The sequence below is a fragment of the Jeotgalicoccus coquinae genome, from assembly GCF_014207425.1.
Taxonomy (GTDB): Bacteria; Bacillota; Bacilli; order Staphylococcales; family Salinicoccaceae; genus Jeotgalicoccus; species Jeotgalicoccus coquinae.
The window spans coordinates 453756-471262 of sequence record NZ_JACHFF010000001.1; the positions used below are offsets into that span (position 1 = coordinate 453756).

At 42.0% G+C, this 17507-nt stretch carries 18 protein-coding genes and 1 pseudogene; 18 read left to right on the top strand and 1 reads right to left on the bottom strand.

Annotation, left to right across the window (positions count from 1 at the left end; translation table 11 throughout):
- The first annotated feature begins 101 nt into the window (after positions 1 to 101).
- Positions 102 to 623, top strand: a complete 522-nt coding sequence (locus tag HNR41_RS02285; RefSeq protein ID WP_184281311.1) for a YceD family protein — start codon at positions 102 to 104, stop codon at positions 621 to 623.
- Positions 623 to 802, top strand: coding sequence for a 50S ribosomal protein L32 (rpmF, locus tag HNR41_RS02290; RefSeq protein ID WP_184281313.1), 180 nt, complete (start codon positions 623 to 625; stop codon positions 800 to 802). Before HNR41_RS02285 ends, rpmF begins: the two co-directional genes overlap by 1 nt.
- 197 nt (positions 803 to 999) lie before the next feature.
- On the opposite strand, the gene HNR41_RS02295 is transcribed toward rpmF, so the two are convergent.
- Positions 1000 to 1452 (bottom strand): N-acetyltransferase, encoded by a 453-nt coding sequence (locus HNR41_RS02295; RefSeq protein WP_184281315.1) that lies wholly within the window; start codon positions 1450 to 1452, stop codon positions 1000 to 1002.
- 111 nt (positions 1453 to 1563) lie between these two features.
- Here HNR41_RS02295 and bshC point away from each other — a divergent pair, with 111 nt between their 5' ends.
- From bshC to HNR41_RS02375, 16 genes and pseudogenes are all read left to right on the top strand, one after another.
- On the top strand, positions 1564 to 3129 hold the full coding sequence (gene bshC / locus HNR41_RS02300; protein WP_184281317.1) for a bacillithiol biosynthesis cysteine-adding enzyme BshC: 1566 nt from the start codon (positions 1564 to 1566) through the stop codon (positions 3127 to 3129).
- A gap of 139 nt (positions 3130 to 3268) precedes the next feature.
- Positions 3269 to 3700 (top strand): division/cell wall cluster transcriptional repressor MraZ, encoded by a 432-nt coding sequence (gene mraZ / locus HNR41_RS02305; protein ID WP_184281319.1) that lies wholly within the window; start codon positions 3269 to 3271, stop codon positions 3698 to 3700.
- A gap of 11 nt (positions 3701 to 3711) precedes the next feature.
- Positions 3712 to 4641, top strand: coding sequence for a 16S rRNA (cytosine(1402)-N(4))-methyltransferase RsmH (gene rsmH / locus HNR41_RS02310; protein WP_184281321.1), 930 nt, complete (start codon positions 3712 to 3714; stop codon positions 4639 to 4641).
- An 11-nt stretch (positions 4642 to 4652) separates the two neighbouring features.
- Positions 4653 to 5030 carry a cell division protein FtsL gene (ftsL, locus tag HNR41_RS02315; RefSeq protein WP_184281323.1) on the top strand — a complete coding sequence of 126 codons (378 nt, stop codon included), beginning with the start codon at positions 4653 to 4655 and terminating at the stop codon, positions 5028 to 5030.
- Positions 5017 to 7164 carry a penicillin-binding transpeptidase domain-containing protein gene (locus HNR41_RS02320; protein ID WP_184281325.1) on the top strand — a complete coding sequence of 716 codons (2148 nt, stop codon included), beginning with the start codon at positions 5017 to 5019 and terminating at the stop codon, positions 7162 to 7164. Before ftsL ends, HNR41_RS02320 begins: the two co-directional genes overlap by 14 nt.
- An 8-nt stretch (positions 7165 to 7172) precedes the next feature.
- Positions 7173 to 8135 (top strand): phospho-N-acetylmuramoyl-pentapeptide-transferase, encoded by a 963-nt coding sequence (gene mraY / locus HNR41_RS02325; protein ID WP_184281327.1) that lies wholly within the window; start codon positions 7173 to 7175, stop codon positions 8133 to 8135.
- A gap of 1 nt (position 8136) precedes the next feature.
- Entirely contained in the window at positions 8137 to 9474 is a 1338-nt protein-coding gene (gene murD, locus HNR41_RS02330) for a UDP-N-acetylmuramoyl-L-alanine--D-glutamate ligase (RefSeq protein ID WP_184281329.1), read from the top strand.
- Between the two features lie 20 nt (positions 9475 to 9494).
- Positions 9495 to 10775: a cell division protein FtsQ/DivIB gene (locus HNR41_RS02335; RefSeq protein ID WP_184281331.1), complete on the top strand. Its 1281-nt coding sequence runs from the start codon at positions 9495 to 9497 to the stop codon at positions 10773 to 10775.
- A 104-nt stretch (positions 10776 to 10879) separates the two neighbouring features.
- Complete coding sequence (gene ftsA, locus HNR41_RS02340) at positions 10880 to 12367, top strand: cell division protein FtsA (RefSeq protein ID WP_184281333.1); 1488 nt, start codon at positions 10880 to 10882, stop codon at positions 12365 to 12367.
- 24 nt (positions 12368 to 12391) lie between these two features.
- A pseudogene (gene ftsZ / locus HNR41_RS02345) lies at positions 12392 to 13345 on the top strand (cell division protein FtsZ); the annotation flags it as partial.
- A 300-nt stretch (positions 13346 to 13645) separates the two neighbouring features.
- On the top strand, positions 13646 to 14428 hold the full coding sequence (locus HNR41_RS02350) for a purine nucleoside phosphorylase YfiH/LACC1 family protein (RefSeq protein ID WP_229714926.1): 783 nt from the start codon (positions 13646 to 13648) through the stop codon (positions 14426 to 14428).
- Positions 14418 to 15050, top strand: coding sequence for a YggS family pyridoxal phosphate-dependent enzyme (locus HNR41_RS02355; protein ID WP_407929346.1), 633 nt, complete (start codon positions 14418 to 14420; stop codon positions 15048 to 15050). Before HNR41_RS02350 ends, HNR41_RS02355 begins: the two co-directional genes overlap by 11 nt.
- 9 nt (positions 15051 to 15059) lie before the next feature.
- Positions 15060 to 15641 carry a cell division protein SepF gene (locus tag HNR41_RS02360; RefSeq protein ID WP_184281339.1) on the top strand — a complete coding sequence of 194 codons (582 nt, stop codon included), beginning with the start codon at positions 15060 to 15062 and terminating at the stop codon, positions 15639 to 15641.
- 11 nt (positions 15642 to 15652) lie between these two features.
- Positions 15653 to 15958 carry a YggT family protein gene (locus HNR41_RS02365; protein WP_184281341.1) on the top strand — a complete coding sequence of 102 codons (306 nt, stop codon included), beginning with the start codon at positions 15653 to 15655 and terminating at the stop codon, positions 15956 to 15958.
- A gap of 100 nt (positions 15959 to 16058) precedes the next feature.
- A complete protein-coding gene (locus HNR41_RS02370; protein ID WP_184281343.1) occupies positions 16059 to 16844 on the top strand; it encodes a YlmH family RNA-binding protein in 786 nt (261 codons plus the stop codon).
- A 10-nt stretch (positions 16845 to 16854) separates the two neighbouring features.
- Positions 16855 to 17334, top strand: a complete 480-nt coding sequence (locus HNR41_RS02375; RefSeq protein ID WP_184281345.1) for a DivIVA domain-containing protein — start codon at positions 16855 to 16857, stop codon at positions 17332 to 17334.
- Positions 17335 to 17507 lie beyond the last annotated feature (173 nt).

A 17507-nucleotide genomic window follows, 5' to 3' on the forward strand; every position in this document is an offset into this window, starting at 1 on the left:
AAAATATTAGACAGATTGAAGTTATTTGTTAAGAAAAAAACTTGACACTTTTTCTTTATAATTGTACAATATCTGTTGTGCTCATAAGAGGTGGAATTTATATGAAATGGTCGCTTTCACAAATCAGAAAGTATGCCAACGACAAATTCACTTTTAATGAAACTGTTCAGTTAGACACATTGTATGATCGTGCGGACATACTCGCTATAGAAGATACTAAAGTATATGGTGATATGTTTTTCGGACATCATCGAGTAGATGTTGACTTGCATATATCGGCGGTTGTTAAGATGATCGACAGCCGGAGCGGTGATGCCGTTAGTCTGCCTCTCGAAATACAATCTGTCGAAGTGTTTGATGAAACACTTGAAGAAGACGAGGAAACAGAAGATGATAACATGCATCCGCTGGTCCACACGCTGGATCTCGAGCCTGTAGTCAGAGAACTGCTAATCGTTAACTTACCGACAGTTTATACTGAGAGTGACGAACTACCCGGGTCATCAGGAGCAAGTGGTTGGACAGTAATGGATGAATCGGAAGCCAGCAGTGAAAAACCGGCTGTGGATCCGAGATTACAAAAACTAGAAGCTTTAAAGCTAAGCGATGAGGAGGAAAAATAATGGCAGTACCTAAAAGAAGAACATCAAAAACACGTAAAAATAAACGTCGTTCACACATGAGACTTTCATTACCAGGAATGGTAGAATGCTCAAACTGCGGTGAAACTAAATTAGCTCACCGTGTATGTAAAGAGTGCGGAAGCTACAAAGGCGAAGAAGTTGTAGCTAACGCTAACTAATCGTCTTTATAAGAAAACGGCCTGAAAATCTTAATTATTAAGATATTCGGGCTGTTTTTTTGTGTTGTCGGTGTTTTGGGTTTCTATGAGCGCTCTTCATAGAGCTTCGCGCACGACCATCACCATCAATCACAAACTAAAACCGGAACGATTCTCATCGTCCCGGCCGCATTATACATTCACATTAAATATAAATTCTATTTTGGATACCACATGAGTGATTCGTCTGCCAAATCGCGTTCGATATCATATTCATGGGCGCCGAAATCATGTTTTTCAAAAAAGTCGCGCGAGTTCTGGAATCGGCTGATGGCTTTAATCGGGATGTTAAATGATTTGGCGTATTCAATCAGTTCACTGCCGAGTCCCCGGCCCTGATATTTTTCCAGTACTTCAAGTTTCCATATAACTAAGTAATCTGCTGTATCGTTGTCAATCGGGTGGTCCGTATCTTCGCGACGGTACAGACACATGCGTGCCGCCAGATCATCCCCCTGGTAAATACCGTAAAATGGTGAATCGATATTCGCATCGATTACATTGGCTTCGAGTTCATCAATCATGTGAAGTTCCTGGGAACCGTACTCACGGAATTTTTTAAATTCTTCTGCTGTTTTGTAGTTAATAGCTAAGTTTTTTACTTTTGACATTTGGCAACGCTCCTTTTCATACAGTATATTCATAATTACCAAGCCGTTCAATTGTTTTATAGTTAAATACCTTTTATACTTTGAATAACGATTAATTGAGGAGAAAGATTTATGCATTTTGAGACTATTGATTTTTCTGGGAACATACATAATACAACTGACAATAAACAATTCTATGGTGGTTTGTCTTACGATGATGCAGGGGTTAAAGAAGTACTTCAGCGTCCTGTGCATAATCACACTGCAGAGCTTGGCAGTATAATCGAAGCGGATATGGCTCAGTACGGTCTGACGGATGCTCAGAAGCGTAACATTGAGCTGCTTAAAAAAGGGCATAAAGTAGTTATAGCCGGCCAGCAGGCGGGTTTATTTATGAGCCCTTCCTATATCATTCATAAAATAGTGTCAATTTTAGTCGTGGCTAAAGAGTTTAAAGATAATTACGACTATGATGCAGTTCCCGTATTCTGGGTTGCGGGGGAGGATCACGATTTTGAGGAAGTGAACCACACGCACCTTTACGATACCTATCACCGCAGGCGTGTAAAAGTGAACTATAAACCGAATTTAACAGTGCCGATGAGTATCGGTTTTTATAATTACGATAAAAAAGCAATGGCCGGGACACTCGAAAAAGTTGTAAAGTATATCGGGGATTCTGACTATACTGCTGATTTAAAGAAAAGAGTCACTGAATCTATAGAACGATGTACGTCGTGGACAGAGCTGTTCCACAGCCTGGTCCACGACACATTTAAAGATGATGGCCTCGTTATTTTTAACTCGCACCTTGAATCTGTCCGTAAACTTGAAGTACCGATCATGCAGAACATGTTTAAAAATCATAAAGCAATTGATGCAGCATTTAAAACAGGTCAGAAAGCGTTCTTAAGTACAGTAAATAAAAAACCGGTTATCCAGACGGATACTAATGTGCATCTGTTTGGCAATGCAACGTCAACGCGCGAGCTGATTACCGAAACAGACGATGGTTACATGCTGAACGGTGAAAGTTTAAGTGCTGATGATATATTAAAGCGCATCGAACAGACACCTGCAGAGTTTTCCAATAACGTTGTAACACGTCCGCTGATGCAGGAAATGCTCTTTAATACAGCTGTATTTTTAGGCGGCGGCGCGGAAGTGTCGTATTGGGGCGAACTCCACAAAGTATTCGATGTAGTGGAAACTCCGATGCCGATTGTTATGAAGCGGATGGAATTCATGCATGTGGACAGCAGAATAGAGAAGCTGCTGGACAAATACGGGCTTACACTTGACAGCACTGTCGTCGAACAGATTCAGGAGCGTAAAGAGACGCTTATACAAACACACATGAACGATAATATAATCACTGAAATCGAACGTGTGAAAGAGACGCTGGAAAATGCATTCAAGCCGCTTTATGATTATTCCGATGATTATTTTAAGAGCGGTATAATCGACGGCAATAAAAAACGCCATATGAATGAACTGGATTATTTAAAGAAGCGTTATTCAGTCGATGTAAAACGCAGTTTAAGAACAGAACTGAACAATCTGGATGAATTGAGTGAAAAACTGATGCCGAATGGAGCACTGCAGGAAAGACTCTTCCACCCATGGCAGTATCAGGTTGGAAATTGGGATTACTCCCCACTCAGTTACACAGAAAAATTAACACTCATAAAAAGTTAATAATTGCTGTATACCGCGCGGTTTCTTCATTTGAAGAAACCGCTTTTTTTATTTAGGGAAATAATCGGGAATCTTTTTTATAATTTGTGGAGGAAAGTGGGGAGATGTGGTAAATTAATATATATAGCGGGGTGAGAATATGTTCATGGGTGAGTACAAACATAATTTGGATACGAAAGGCCGCATAATAGTGCCGAGTAAATTCAGAGAATTGCTCGATGAACAATTCGTTATTACGCGCGGTCTCGATCGCTGTTTATTTGCGTATACAGTGGATGAATGGAGCCGCATTGAAGAAAAACTTAAAACACTTCCGCTGACCAAAAAAGATGCGCGTAAGTTTACGAGATTATTTTTCTCAGGTGCAACTGCCGTGGAAATCGATAAGCAGGGCCGTATTAACATTCCGCAGAATCTGCGTGAATATGCCGGTTTATTAAAAGATTGCACGGTAATAGGAGTCTCAAGCAGAATTGAAATTTGGGATTCAGCAGCATGGGAAGATTTTTATACAGAATCTGAAGATAACTTTGAAGATATAGCAGAAGATTTAATTGATTTTGACCTTTAGGATGTGACAGGATGTTCAACCATACTTCAGTTTTACTAAAAGAAACAGTCGATGGTTTAAATATTAAACCAGACGGCATATACGTCGATGCAACGCTCGGCGGCGGCGGACATACTTCATATTTATTGTCACAGCTTGAAACAGGTCATGTCTATGCATTTGACCAGGATATGACAGCAATAAATAATGCCCGTGAAAAATTTAAAGATAACAGCAATATAACTTTAATTCATACGAATTTTGAAAATATAACTTCAGCACTTAACGAACTCGGTGTCACAGGTGTCGATGGTATTCTTTACGACCTCGGCGTTTCAAGTCCGCAGCTCGACGTTACAGAGCGCGGCTTCAGCCACTCGAAGACAGCAAGACTCGACATGAGAATGGATCAGACACAGTCGCTCGATGCTTACGAGATTGTTAATGAGTACTCATACGAAGCTTTAGTCAGCATCTTTTTCAGATACGGGGAAGAAAAATTCTCGAAAAAGATTGCAAGGGAAATCGAACGTTTAAGAGAAATTGAACCCATTGAAACAACGACGGAACTGGCGGAAATTATTAAATCACAAATCCCGCAGAAGTTCAGAAGAACAGGCGGACATCCTGCGAAACGTATTTTCCAGGCACTCCGTATCGCAGTTAATGATGAACTCGGAGTATTCGAACGATCATTGGAACAGGCGATTGACCTGCTGAACAGAGACGGAAGAGTATCAGTGATTACATTCCACTCGCTCGAAGACAGAATTTGCAAGCAGATGTTTGTTGAATACGAAAAGGGGCCGGAGCTGCCAAAAAATATGCCGATTATCCCTGAAGGATATGAACCGGTATTAAAAAGGGTAAACCGTAAACCGATTATCGCCGAAGGTGACGATTTAGAGGCGAACCCGCGCGCGCGCAGCGCGAAGCTTCGAATTGCCGAGAAACAAGTATAGGAAGTGTTGACATGGTAGTAGAAAGATATACTGAAGTGAATCCCGCGAAAAAAGTATACAGAGAACCTGACAGTCAGCCGAAAACCCGGACAAAAGAAAAAATTGTCGGCATTAAACGTATGGAAATGGCAGTCTACATAACACTTGCCGTTCTGATTGCGGCAGTTTCCATTTATGTGCTATCTTTAAAAATGGAAGCATATAACTATCAGAATGAAAAGACATCGCTGGAACAGACAATCGCAGTTAAAAACGGTGAAATCAGTGAATTGAATACTGAAGTCACTTACCTTGCTTCATATGATCGCATATATGAAAAAGCTCAGGAACTGGGCTTGGATTTGAATAATAGCAATGTAAAGGTTGTAGAAAAGTATGGCGAAGATTAGACGGAAGATCAGTCTTAAAAATAGCAAGGTAACAATTGGCGCACTCCTGATATATTTCGGTATAGGAGTGCTTTTTCTTTTGATTATCGGTCAGTTTACAAAACTGATGATATTTCAGACGATAGATGACGAGGATTTAATTGCAAGAGGAGAGGACAAGTATGCGGTCAGTTCGATAAATGAACCGGAACGCGGGGAAATTCTTGACCGAGAAGGGAATATTCTCGCAGCAGACATGGAAGCATACCGTATCGCAATCATCACTGATGAAAACTATCCGAACCATGTAAGCAATCCTGAAGAAACTGCAGCGCTGCTTTCTGAAGTTGTCGATATGGATAAAGCGGAAATACAGAAAAAAATTGAAGAGAATATTAAAAAAGGCCGGTTCCAGATGGAACTTGGACAGGCCGGACGTAATATCTCATATAACGATAAGAAGTTTCTGGAAGAGTCAGAAGCAACAGGCATAGTTTTTGAATCGGAAACGAGACGTTTTTATCCGAATGGACAGTTCGCTTCGCACTTAATCGGCTTTGCCGAGTTAAATGATGAACTCGGCGGACTTAACGGACAGCTTGGGTTCGAACGTATATACAATGATCTGCTTAAAGGTGAGCCGGGCAGTGTGGACTACTCACAGGATGTGTGGGGATATATTGTCCCGAACTCGGACAATGTAAAACCGCCTGTTAACGGGAACGATGTTAAGCTGACAATCGATCCGAATATTCAGCTGTATTTAGAAGATACATTGAATGATATGGACGATCACTTTGAACCGGAAGAATTGATTGCGGTAGTTGCGGATGCGAAAACCGGAGAAATACTTGCAAGCGGGCAGCGCCCGTCATTTAACCCGGAAACCCGTGAGGGATTCGGAAACAGCTGGCTGAACATGCTTTACGAATATTCATTTGAACCGGGCTCCACTTTTAAAGTGTTCGGCCTGGCAGCTGCTATTGAAGAAGGCGCCTATGACCCGGATACTGTTTATACGTCGGGTTCAATGGATGTTATGGATTCAACGATTTATGACTGGGAAACAGAAGGCTGGGGAGATATTACCTATAACGAAGGAATGCAGTATTCTTCAAACGTGCTGATGATGATTCTGCAGGATAAAGTCGGTGCCGATAAAATGCTCCAGTACTATAAAGACTTCGGTTTCGGTCAGACAACAGGTTCTGAATTTCCGACAGAAGTTACAGGGCAGATGGCATGGGATAATGAGCTGCAGCAAAAAACAACATCATTCGGTCAGACATCCACTGTTACACCGATTCAGCTGATTCAGGGAATGACAGCACTGCTGAACGAAGGTGAAATGAAGAAACCTTACGTCGTTGATGAGATTACCGATGATTCCGGTGAAGTAGTTTACGACGGCAAGGAAGAAACAGTCAGACAGGTTATCTCAAAAGATGCAGCGGAAAAAACAATGGCCGAAATGAATACGCTGATTGACGGATCGCTGGACCATAATCCCCAGTACAAATCCGACGAGTATGAAGTAACAGGGAAATCGGGTACTGCTCAGATATACGACCCGGAAACAGGCGGCTATCTGGACGGGGACTACCAGTTCTTTACTTCATTCCTGGGTTATGCACCGAAAGAGGATCCTGAAGTGATTGTCTATTACGGTATTAAGCTTGCCAGCGAGAATAAGAGTGAAACATGGGATAACGGTGTCGCACGAGGATTTAATCCGCTGATGGAGCGTACGCTTAAGTATCTGGAAGTATCTGAAGCGGATGTTTCAGGTGACCAGAGCGTCGTTGAAATCGGAGATTACAGAGGCCGGGAAATTGACGCCTTAACTGATGAATTAAATGATACAATTGATGTAAAAATAGTCGGGAACGGTACAGAGATTACCGAACATTTCCCGCAGGATGACACACTGCTCCCTTACGATTCACTGTTTGTGAAAACAGACGGTGATCCGACACTGCCGGACTTTAAAGGCCTTTCCAAGAGAGAAGCGCTGATGCTGGCTGACTTTATAGGAATTAATATAACAGTCGAAGGTGAAGGGTATGTGGATGGCCAGTCTCAGAATGCGGGCACAGCGGTAACGGAAGACACTGCTGTGGAAATCACTTTATCGTCAAATGACCCGAACGATTAGGAGGAGCTATGAACTATATATTTTTAGCAGCGGCACTCGTGCTGACTGCAATACTGATACCGATTTTAATTCCATTATTAAAACGCATGAAATTTGGGCAGACAATCCGGGAAGAAGGTCCGGAAAGCCATTTAATTAAAACGGGAACACCGACGATGGGCGGACTGTCATTTATTTCAGTGACAATTATACTGTCTGTCATCGGACTATTGTTCGTTGATGATATTTACAAACTGCTCGTACTGATAATCGTAACAGTCGGTTTTGGACTTATTGGATTTATCGATGATTACATTATCGTCGTTAAAAAAGATAACGCGGGGCTGTCTTCAAAACAGAAGTTTCTTGCACAGATTGCAGTCGCAGTTATTATCTTTATTATAATGACGAACTGGATTCCATCCATCGAAGCAGGCATTCAGATTCCGGGTACGGGGCTGTTTATCCCGCTCGGCATATTCTTTGTCGTATGGATAGTATTCTGGCTTGTCGGCTTTTCAAACGCAGTGAACTTAACTGACGGTCTTGACGGACTGTCTACAGGTACATCGATTATTGCTTTCGGCGCGTTTCTTGTAATCAGTCTGGTTACAGGTGAAACGGAAGTGGCACTGTTCCTGTTTATATTAATCGGTTCACTGATTGGATTTTTAATTTACAATAAATATCCTGCCAAACTGTTTATGGGTGATACAGGTTCACTCGCACTTGGCGGTATTATTGCAACGGTTTCAATTCTGTTAAACAGCAGTCTGCTGCTGCTCGTTATCGGTATCGTGTTCGTTATTGAAACAGCGAGCGTTATGATGCAGGTTGCATCATATAAAACGACAGGTAAAAGAATCTTTAAGATGACGCCGATTCATCACCATTTCGAACTGTCGGGCTGGAATGAATGGAAAATAGTTATCGTCTTCTGGTCTGCCGGCCTGTTAGCGGGCATACTCGGTGTAATATTAGGAGTGATGTAAGATGAAGCCATTCAGCGGATACGAAAATAAAAATGTCATCGTACTCGGATATGGACGAAGCGGTAAAAGCGCAGTGAACGCACTGGTTAATCTGGGTGCAAACGTTACACTGACAACGAATGAAGTGTTTTCCGACGGAGAAGCGGAACAGAAGTATAAGGCATGGGGTGTCGATATAGTCGACGGCCACCATCCGTCGAATCTTTTAAACCGTGCTGATTTAATTGTTAAAAATCCGGGTATTCCTTACAGTATTCCATTTTTAAAAGAAGCAGAAGAACGGGAGATTCCGATTATTACGGAAGTTGAAATTGCTCATCATGTGAGTGAAGCTCCAATTTATGCACTGACGGGCACGAACGGTAAAACGACATGTACGCACCTCCTCGGGGAGATGCTTGAGCATAGTGGCGGCAGTCCAATTTTATGCGGCAACATCGGCTATCCTGCAACAGACGCAGCGATGGAAGCGGGAGTGAGTGACACACTGCTGATGGAACTGTCTTCTTTCCAGCTGATGGGGATAAAAGAATTCCGGCCGAATATCGCAGTTATTACTAATATTTATGAAGCGCATCTTGATTACCACGGTTCAGTGGAAGAATACGTTCATGCGAAACTCGAAATATTTAAAAATATGACGGCACAGGATCTGCTGATTTTTAATAAAAAGCAGGCGCATATGCTTGAAGGTCTTAATATCAAATGCCGTATTCAGTACTTCGATTCGGATACAAAAGCAGATGCCTATACAGAAGACGGTAACTTTGTCGTATACGGTGAAGCGATTATGCCGATTAAAGACGTAGTGTTAAAAGGCGACCACAATATTGAAAATATACTTGCGACACTGCTTGTCGCCAAAGCACACGGCGTGGACAATAAAGCGATCAAACGCACGCTGACTACATTCAGCGGTATTTCGCACAGACTTGAGCGACTCGGTTCAGTGGATGAAGTTGTTTATTATAATGACTCAAAAGCAACAAATAATCTGGCAACATCATTTGCACTGAAAAGCTTTGATACACCGGTAATCTGGCTCGCAGGCGGGCTCGACCGGGGACAGTCTGTGGATGAGCTCATGCAGTATGCAGGGCATGTGAAGCGTATTGTGACATTCGGAGAAACAGCACCGAAGTTCGAAGCACTTGCACAGAAACTGAGCATTCCGTCCGAGATAACGGAAAACCCGTTTACAGGCATTGAACTGACACACCGGCATGCAGAACCCGGTGATACAGTATTGTTTTCACCTGCATGTGCAAGCTGGGACCAGTATAAAGACTACGAACGCCGCGGAGATCACTTTAAAGAAGGTTTCGCAAAGTTAAGTTAACAGATCAGGAGGTATAGCCGATGAAAAAAGATAAAGAAAATATCAATGACATAAAAGAAAAGTTAAAAAAGAGACGTCAGGATACTGAGTATGTCGGCTATACTGCAAAAACACCTGAACAGAAAAAGGATCGAGACAAAGAGCAGGACATTAAGAAAACTGCAGCAGAACAAAAAAAACCGGCTGACAGCAACGAACAAAAAAAAGCAAAAAAGATATCAGTAAATAAAGAAGCTGATAAGAACAAAGCATCTAAGAATAAAGAACGGTCTGAAAAAACATCACCGCATGATGAACTGGCTTTAAAAATTGAACACTATAAAGATTTTGAAGAGAAGGCACCTGCTGACGAAAACAGTAAGAGCAAGAACAAAAACAGCAGGAAAAAAGAGAAAATGCCGAAGGACAAAAAGCGTACCGGTAAAAAGACTCCGGCAGACGGAGCGGCAAATAAAGAAGGCAAGCCCGCTAAGGTAAAAAAGAAGTTTGAGTTTAAACGTATACATATGTATACCGGTATTGTTGTATTGCTCGTACTGCTGCTTGCGACGCTGCTGTGGTATGTATTTTCAAGTGCAAGTGACGTGAAGGAAATTAACTTTGAAGGCAACAGCCTGGTTACTGAAACAGAGCTTGAAGAACGTATCGGATTCAGTACAGGGGATAAGATGTTCAGTATTTCTGCAGGCAAAGCCGAAGAGAACGTGGAGCTGCTGCCTGTAATTGAAGAGGTTTCGGTAGAGCGCGACTGGCCGAATAATGTTACAGTTAATGTTAATGAATATAAAGCTATTGCTTACATTAATAGTGAAGATCTTTATTTCCCGGTTCTTGAAAACAGCAGAATACAGCGCGGTTATCCAAGCGCTCCGAGAAATGCACCGATTATTTACAACTTCGAAGGCGAGGAATTCGATGCACTCGTTACAGCACTGAACGAAATTGAAGTCGATATACTGGCAAGTATTTCGGAAATATATTTCCGTCCGACGGATAATTCAATGCGCCGTATACACGTGTTTATGAATGATGGCCAGGAGATAGTTGCAGATTACGAAACATTTAGTGATAAAATGAATTACTATATCGGTATTCGTCAGGAAATCGGTGATGAAACTGGCGGTATTATAGATATGGAGGTAGGAACAAGCTATCTTCCGTACGACAGTGCCGATGCCCGTGAGATTAAAGATAATATTTATAATGAACCGTCACAGGTCGGTTATATCGAAGATATAAATGAGGCACTTGACGGTGTAAGATCAGCACTTGGTGACATTGACGGTGCTTCGGAGGAATAAAAACAGATAAAGTGAAACAAATCTTTTGAAATAGTTCACATTAATCAGAGTATAATGTAAACTAGAAATAGTATTATGAAAATGGCTGTGTAGGAGGCAATAAGGTGAAGGAACATTATTATGTTGCCCTTGATATCGGCTCGTCTAGTGTCAAAGTAGTGGTCGGGGAAAAATTTCACAATGGTGTGAATGTTATTGGGACCGGCCAAACCTTCACTGATGGGGTTTCTAAAGGGATGATCAACGATTTTGATCAGGCTAAAAATGCAATTACAGATACAATTAAAAAAGCGAAAATCGCTTCAGGTGTAGATATTGACGAAGTGTTTGTGAAGATTCCAATTGCGGATACTCATATTCACTTTACAGAAGATGCAATTCGTTTCGGCGGAGAAGCGACGGAAATTACCGGTGAACATATCGAAGAACTGCTGGAAAATGTCCGCATGAACGATTCGGCGGGACAGTACGAAACAGTCAGCGTTTATCCGGTTTCTTTTGTCGTAGACAGTCTGCACGAAGTGAACGACCCGAAAGATATGATCGCAGAAGAAAGCCTTGCAGTTAAGGCGGGTGTCGTTTCGGCTAACCGTACGCTGCTTATTAACATCGTTAAATGTGTTGAAGCAGCAGGCTTAACTATTTTAGATGTTTATTCTGATGCGGTGAACTATCAGCATGTGCTGACAGACGCTGAAATTGAACTTGGTGCTGTTGTCATCGATATGGGTCTGGACTTAACCCAGTTTGCATATTACGAACGCGGTTCTTTAAAATATGCTAACAGCGTGGGTATTGCCGGACGCGATATTACGCTCGACTTAGTCGATGAGTTTAATACATCATACGATGAAGCTGACCAGGCTAAAGAACAGTACGGTCATGCATTCTTCGATCTTGCAAGCGATGAAGAGAAAATGATGCTTGCACAGAACGATTCCGGCCAGCCGGCTGAAGTGACTTCGAAAGATCTTGCAGATGTTATCGAGCTCGTAGTGGAAGACGCATTTATGGCAGTCTTTGAAGACCTTGCGAAGAACGGTATCAACAATGTGCAGGGCGGTTTTGTCCTGACAGGCGGTTCTGCAAACATCCGCGGCATCAAAGAACTGATGCAGGATCTTGTCGCTGAAAAAGTAAGAGTTCATATTCCGAATCAGATGGGTGCCAGAAAACCTGAATTTACAAGCGCTATCTCAGTGCTGTCAAGCGGAATTATGTTTGATGAGTTACTGGAATATGTTACAATTGATAATTATGATGACTATCCGGAAACAGATTCACAAAATGCTGTGAATGATGACCAGGAAGCACAGCCTGCAAACTTCTTTACAGGATTATTTGCAAAACGTAAAGAAGAGAATGAGCTTCAGGTTAACCGCGATGAAGATTCATACGAAGATGATTACAATTATCCTGATGAAGACAGTGTTGAAGAATCACAGGCTGATGAAGATGCTGCTGATGATGAATACGAGGATTACGCTGATGATGACGCCGAAATACGTTCTGAACGTCCTGAACAGGAACCTAAAGAGCAAGGCGATCTAGGTACGAAGTTTAAGAAAATATTTAAAAATCTATTTGAGTAGAAGTACATTTGGGAGGAAAGATTAATGTTAGAATTTGAACAAGGTTTTAACCACATGGCTACAATAAAAGTTATCGGTGTTGGCGGCGGCGGTAATAATGCCGTTAACCGCATGATCGAGGACGGAATGTCCAATGTTGAATTTATAGCTATTAACACTGATGGACAAGCACTTAACCTGTCAAAGGCTGAGTCAAGAATTCAAATTGGTGAAAAATTAACGCGCGGTTTAGGTGCAGGAGCTAACCCTGACATCGGTAAAAAAGCTGCAGAAGAATCACGTGAACAAATCGAAGATGCTATCCAGGGTGCGGACATGGTGTTCGTTACGGCTGGTATGGGCGGCGGAACAGGTACGGGTGCTGCACCTGTAGTTGCTAAAATCGCTAAAGAAATGGGCGCACTTACTGTAGGTGTTGTTACACGTCCATTCGGCTTCGAAGGAAGAAAGAGACAAACACAAGCTGCTGCTGGTGTTGAACAGATGAAAGCCGCTGTTGATACTCTGATTATTATCCCAAATGATCGCTTATTAGATATCGTAGATAAATCTACTCCGATGATGGAAGCATTCAAAGAAGCAGATAACGTTCTGCGCCAGGGTGTACAGGGTATTTCTGACCTTATCGCTGTCAGCGGTGAAGTAAACCTCGACTTCGCAGACGTTAAAACTATTATGCAAAACCAGGGTTCTGCATTAATGGGTATCGGTATTTCAGCTGGCGAAAACCGCGCAGTTGAAGCAGCTAAGAAAGCAATCTCAAGCCCGCTGTTGGAAACGTCAATCGTTGGCGCTCAGGGTGTTCTTATGAACATCACAGGCGGAGAATCACTGTCACTGTTTGAAGCACAGGAAGCAGCTGATATCGTTCAGGATGCAGCAGATGAAGATGTTAACATGATCTTCGGTACTGTAATCAACCCTGAACTTGAAGATGAAATTGTAATCACTGTTATTGCAACAGGATTTAATGAAAAATCAGTTCAGCGTTCATCAGAAAGACCTGCTGAACAGACTGAACAGACACAAACGCGCGGCGGAGGCAGCAACTTTAACCAGCCGCCTGCATACAACTCAAGAGACATTGCTGAAGATGACGGATTCACTCGTGAGCCGGACAGATTCGATACACGTTCTCAGGAAGAACCGGATGTGCCGACTTTCCTTAAAGGGAACAGCTCCAGAAGAGAAAGACGCAGAAGATAAATTTTTGCATTTTATATATATCGGAGATATTGGCGACCCAATATCTCCTTTATTTTATAGGTGGGAGATAATTTGAAGAATAACAATTCATTTAAATTACATAAACATTTTGTCGGCGGAGTTTCAGACAATCTGACATTCGGGTACACAATGCGTCACGGCGGTCAAAGCTCATATCCGGAACACAGTTTTAATATGGCGCTCTATATCGGTGACGATGCAGAAAATGTACATGCTCATCAGGAACAGCTTGCAGAGGAAATCGGATTCCCTGTAAGTTCCTGGGTACTGCCGGTACAAAAACACGGCGGTAACATTAAAGAAGTCACGATTTCAGACTGCGGTACGAATATTAAAAAACTCGGCAGCAGACTTAACGATGTGGATGGTTTATTTACATACGACCCGGGTGTTCTTTTAACGATGAATTATGCTGACTGCATTCCTGTATACGTTTACAGTGTCACAGATACTTTTACAGGACTTGCGCATGCGGGCTGGAGAGGCACTGCTGAAAACATTGCAGCAAAATTAATTGACTGTTACAGGGGAAGTAAAGATGATCTGCGGGTCATTATCGGTGTCGGTATTAACCGTGACTATTATGAAGTCGACGATAAAGTGATTCATGCACTGCAGCCGCTGGAAGAAAGTTCTTATGAACAAACCGGCTCCGGCTGGCAGCTCGATTTAAAAGATGTTAATAAACATCAGGCTGAAGCTGTGGGCATTAATGAAAAACATATTAGTGTAACCGGTCTCGGCACAGAGTCGGATGAGTTTTTCTCGTTCCGTATGGAACAGGGGAAAACAGGCCGTGCACTGGCTTTTATTGGGAGGCGTAATAATGATTAAGGAAAACTACGAACAGATTAAAAATGAAGTCGGCGAAGACATTAATATTATCGCTGTGACTAAATATCATACTGTGGAAGAAACACTTAAAGCATATGAAGCAGGCGTCAGACATTTTGGGGAAAACCGTATTGAAGGATTTATCGAAAAACGTGCAGCATTGCCGGATGATGCAGAAGTGCATTTTATCGGTACGATGCAGTCGAGAAAAGTAAAAGACGTCATCGGTGAACTTCATTATCTGCATTCACTTGAGCGTGAAAGTGTAGCGAAAAAAATTGAACAGGCAGGTCAACATGTTGTAAACTGTTTTATACAGGTGAATGTTTCCGACGAATCTTCAAAGCACGGTCTGAAACCGGATGAAGTTGAAGCATTTATTGGAAAACTGAAGGACTACAAGTATGTTAAAGTCATCGGCTTAATGACCATGGCACCGCATACGGAGGACAGTTCAATTATTGAAAACACATTTGAAGGATTAAAAGAACTGCGTGATGAAATCGCAGCAGTTTATCCTGATGTGACGGAACTTAGCATGGGTATGAGCAATGATTATCCGATCGCAGTAAAGCACGGTGCATCATACATACGTATCGGCAGTAAAATTATGGGGAGCTAGGTGAGTAAAATGGCTATTACTAAGTTTATAAAAGATTTATTTGTCGTTGAAGAAGAAGTTCCTGTAAATGATAAGAAGACAGAACAGACGAAAACACCGGCGAAAGTCACAAATCTGAATACGAATAAACAACCGAATAGCCGTCAAAAAGAGACGGCACCTAAAAAAGCAGCGCAAAGCGGCAGGAAACTTCCGCTCGGTAAACAGGGGACGGAAAAACCGGCAGCTCCAAAAGCACGAGTGCAGAACAAACAGCAGGAACAAAAGAAAACCAATCAACCACAAAACAGGGAGAGTCGAACAATGCCTGTAAATGACCAGAATACAAAAGTATGTCTATTTGAACCAAGAGTATTTGCAGAAACACAGGATATTGCCGATGAGCTGAAAAGTAACCGGGCGGCACTGGTAAACCTGACTAAAATTGATTCAGTTCCAAAAAAGCGTATCGTGGACTTTTTAAGCGGAACAGTTTATGCTTTAGAAGGCGATATACAAAAAGTAGGTGCGGACATTTTTCTCTGCACACCAAACAGTTTTGGTGTGGAAGGCGAAATCTCCGACAAAGAAGAGTTTTTCGATGAAATGTAAGGAGAGTTATTTTGGATAATTCATTAATTGGCACTATATTAATATACATCTGGCAGTTTTTTAACTTTGCATGGCCGATATTCACATGGGGATTAATTATTTACATATTGTCCTCGTGGTTCCCGGCATTGCGTGAATCATCTTTCGGCGAATTTCTGGGCAAAGTCTATGAACCGCTGCTCGAGCCGTTCAGACGTATGATTCCGCCTTTAGGCGGCGTCCTGGATTTATCACCGATAATTTTAATTATCATATTCAGCCTGTTCCAAAGAGGCATGAATGAAATATTCAGACTGATTCTTAATCTGGTCGTATAAACAGGACTGAAAATCCGTACGTTAGATTCCTTTTGGAAGCGCTGGCGTACGGATTATTTATTCCCGGATATTTTTATTATTTATTAAGGTGTGATTTTTTATGACAGGTATATACCAGCATTTCAGGCCGGAAGAGCGGGAAATACTGACGATGTTGAACAGCAAGTTTGAACAGGCTTCAAATAATTATTACGCAGTACTGACTGATTTTCTGAATCCGCGTGAACAAAAAATGATTGAAAGTTTAAGCGGGCAGTATCCGGATATAACCGTGCATTATTACGGCGGCGGGAATAACGGTGAACGGGAAAGACTTCGCGCGCTGCTTCTCCCTGAGTACTTTGACCATTCCGATGATGATTTTGAAATTACGGTATTTGAAGTGTCGTACCCCGATAAATTTGTTACGCTGTCGCACCGCAATCTGCTCGGTGCCATTATGAGCATTGGTGTGGACAGGGCAATTATCGGCGATATAGTAAACGGCGATAAAATTCAGTTCGCGGTCACTTCACCTTTTAAAGAACTGTTTAAGACAGAGCTCACAAAAATTAAAAATGCACCGCTTAAGTTGACTGAAATACCTCACAGTGAGTTTATGGATGCAGACGTTAATATGAAGCCGGTTGCGATACTCAGTTCATCGTACCGTCTTGATTCAATCGTTTCACTCGTCTTAAAAGAGGGAAGAGCAAAGTCGAAAGAGCGGGTTGAAAAAGAGAAGGTCAAAGTGAATCATTCGATAGTCGATGAACCTTCGTTTATAATAGAAACCGGAGATATAATTTCGGTTCGCGGATTTGGCCGTTTTATCGTAACGGAACAGATTGCGGAAACGAAAAAAGGAAAATACCGGCTCGAAGTCATGATAGTAACTGATAATTGAGGTGAACGGAATGAAAAGAGAAGATATAACAAACAAAAAGTTTACTGCAGTATACCGTGGACTTGATGAACAGGCGGTAAGACAGCATTTGGCAGAAGTTGCTGATGCACTTGAGCAAAAAGATGCACGTATAAGGCAGCTGGAAGAAATGCTTAATGAACGTGAAGAAAACCTAAACAGCTTTAAGAGTGTGGAATCATCGATCCAGGAAGCGATATTAAGTGCTTCAAAAGCGGGCGACGAAATTAAACTGCGTGCACAGAATTACAGTGACAGTATTATTCAGAAAGCGGAGACGGAAGGCGAGCAGATTATCAGCCGTGCCCGTCAGCGCGAAAACCATATGATGGAACATAATGAGGACTTAAAACGTCAGGCTAAAATTTTCAGAGCACGTTATAAACTGCTCATTCAGGCTCAGCTGGATCTGCTGGAAACAGAAGACTGGGAGAGATTACTTGAATTTAACAGCAGCGATTTGGAAAAATAGCAGATTTACATTGACGGATTGTAAGATATTTAGCATAATTAATATGTATTATTAGACATGCAAACTTTCATTCGACTGCAGCGACCGGGGGATGGTGGGAGCCCCGGCGGCGATGAACGCTTTGAAATCACTAATGATTTATAAAAAATAAAACAACAAAGTGGACTCTAAGC

Excerpts from the sequence above, each read along its gene's own strand:
- HNR41_RS02285 (WP_184281311.1), top strand. The coding sequence starts at position 102 with ATGAAATGGTCGCTTTCACAAATCAGAAAGTATGCCAACGACAAATTC.
- rpmF (WP_184281313.1), top strand. The coding sequence starts at position 623 with ATGGCAGTACCTAAAAGAAGAACATCAAAAACACGTAAAAATAAACGT.
- HNR41_RS02295 (WP_184281315.1), bottom strand. The coding sequence starts at position 1,452 with ATGTCAAAAGTAAAAAACTTAGCTATTAACTACAAAACAGCAGAAGAA.
- bshC (WP_184281317.1), top strand. The coding sequence starts at position 1,564 with ATGCATTTTGAGACTATTGATTTTTCTGGGAACATACATAATACAACT.
- mraZ (WP_184281319.1), top strand. The coding sequence starts at position 3,269 with ATGTTCATGGGTGAGTACAAACATAATTTGGATACGAAAGGCCGCATA.
- rsmH (WP_184281321.1), top strand. The coding sequence starts at position 3,712 with ATGTTCAACCATACTTCAGTTTTACTAAAAGAAACAGTCGATGGTTTA.
- ftsL (WP_184281323.1), top strand. The coding sequence starts at position 4,653 with ATGGTAGTAGAAAGATATACTGAAGTGAATCCCGCGAAAAAAGTATAC.
- HNR41_RS02320 (WP_184281325.1), top strand. The coding sequence starts at position 5,017 with ATGGCGAAGATTAGACGGAAGATCAGTCTTAAAAATAGCAAGGTAACA.
- mraY (WP_184281327.1), top strand. The coding sequence starts at position 7,173 with ATGAACTATATATTTTTAGCAGCGGCACTCGTGCTGACTGCAATACTG.
- murD (WP_184281329.1), top strand. The coding sequence starts at position 8,137 with ATGAAGCCATTCAGCGGATACGAAAATAAAAATGTCATCGTACTCGGA.
- HNR41_RS02335 (WP_184281331.1), top strand. The coding sequence starts at position 9,495 with ATGAAAAAAGATAAAGAAAATATCAATGACATAAAAGAAAAGTTAAAA.
- HNR41_RS02360 (WP_184281339.1), top strand. The coding sequence starts at position 15,060 with ATGGCTATTACTAAGTTTATAAAAGATTTATTTGTCGTTGAAGAAGAA.
- HNR41_RS02370 (WP_184281343.1), top strand. The coding sequence starts at position 16,059 with ATGACAGGTATATACCAGCATTTCAGGCCGGAAGAGCGGGAAATACTG.
- HNR41_RS02375 (WP_184281345.1), top strand. The coding sequence starts at position 16,855 with ATGAAAAGAGAAGATATAACAAACAAAAAGTTTACTGCAGTATACCGT.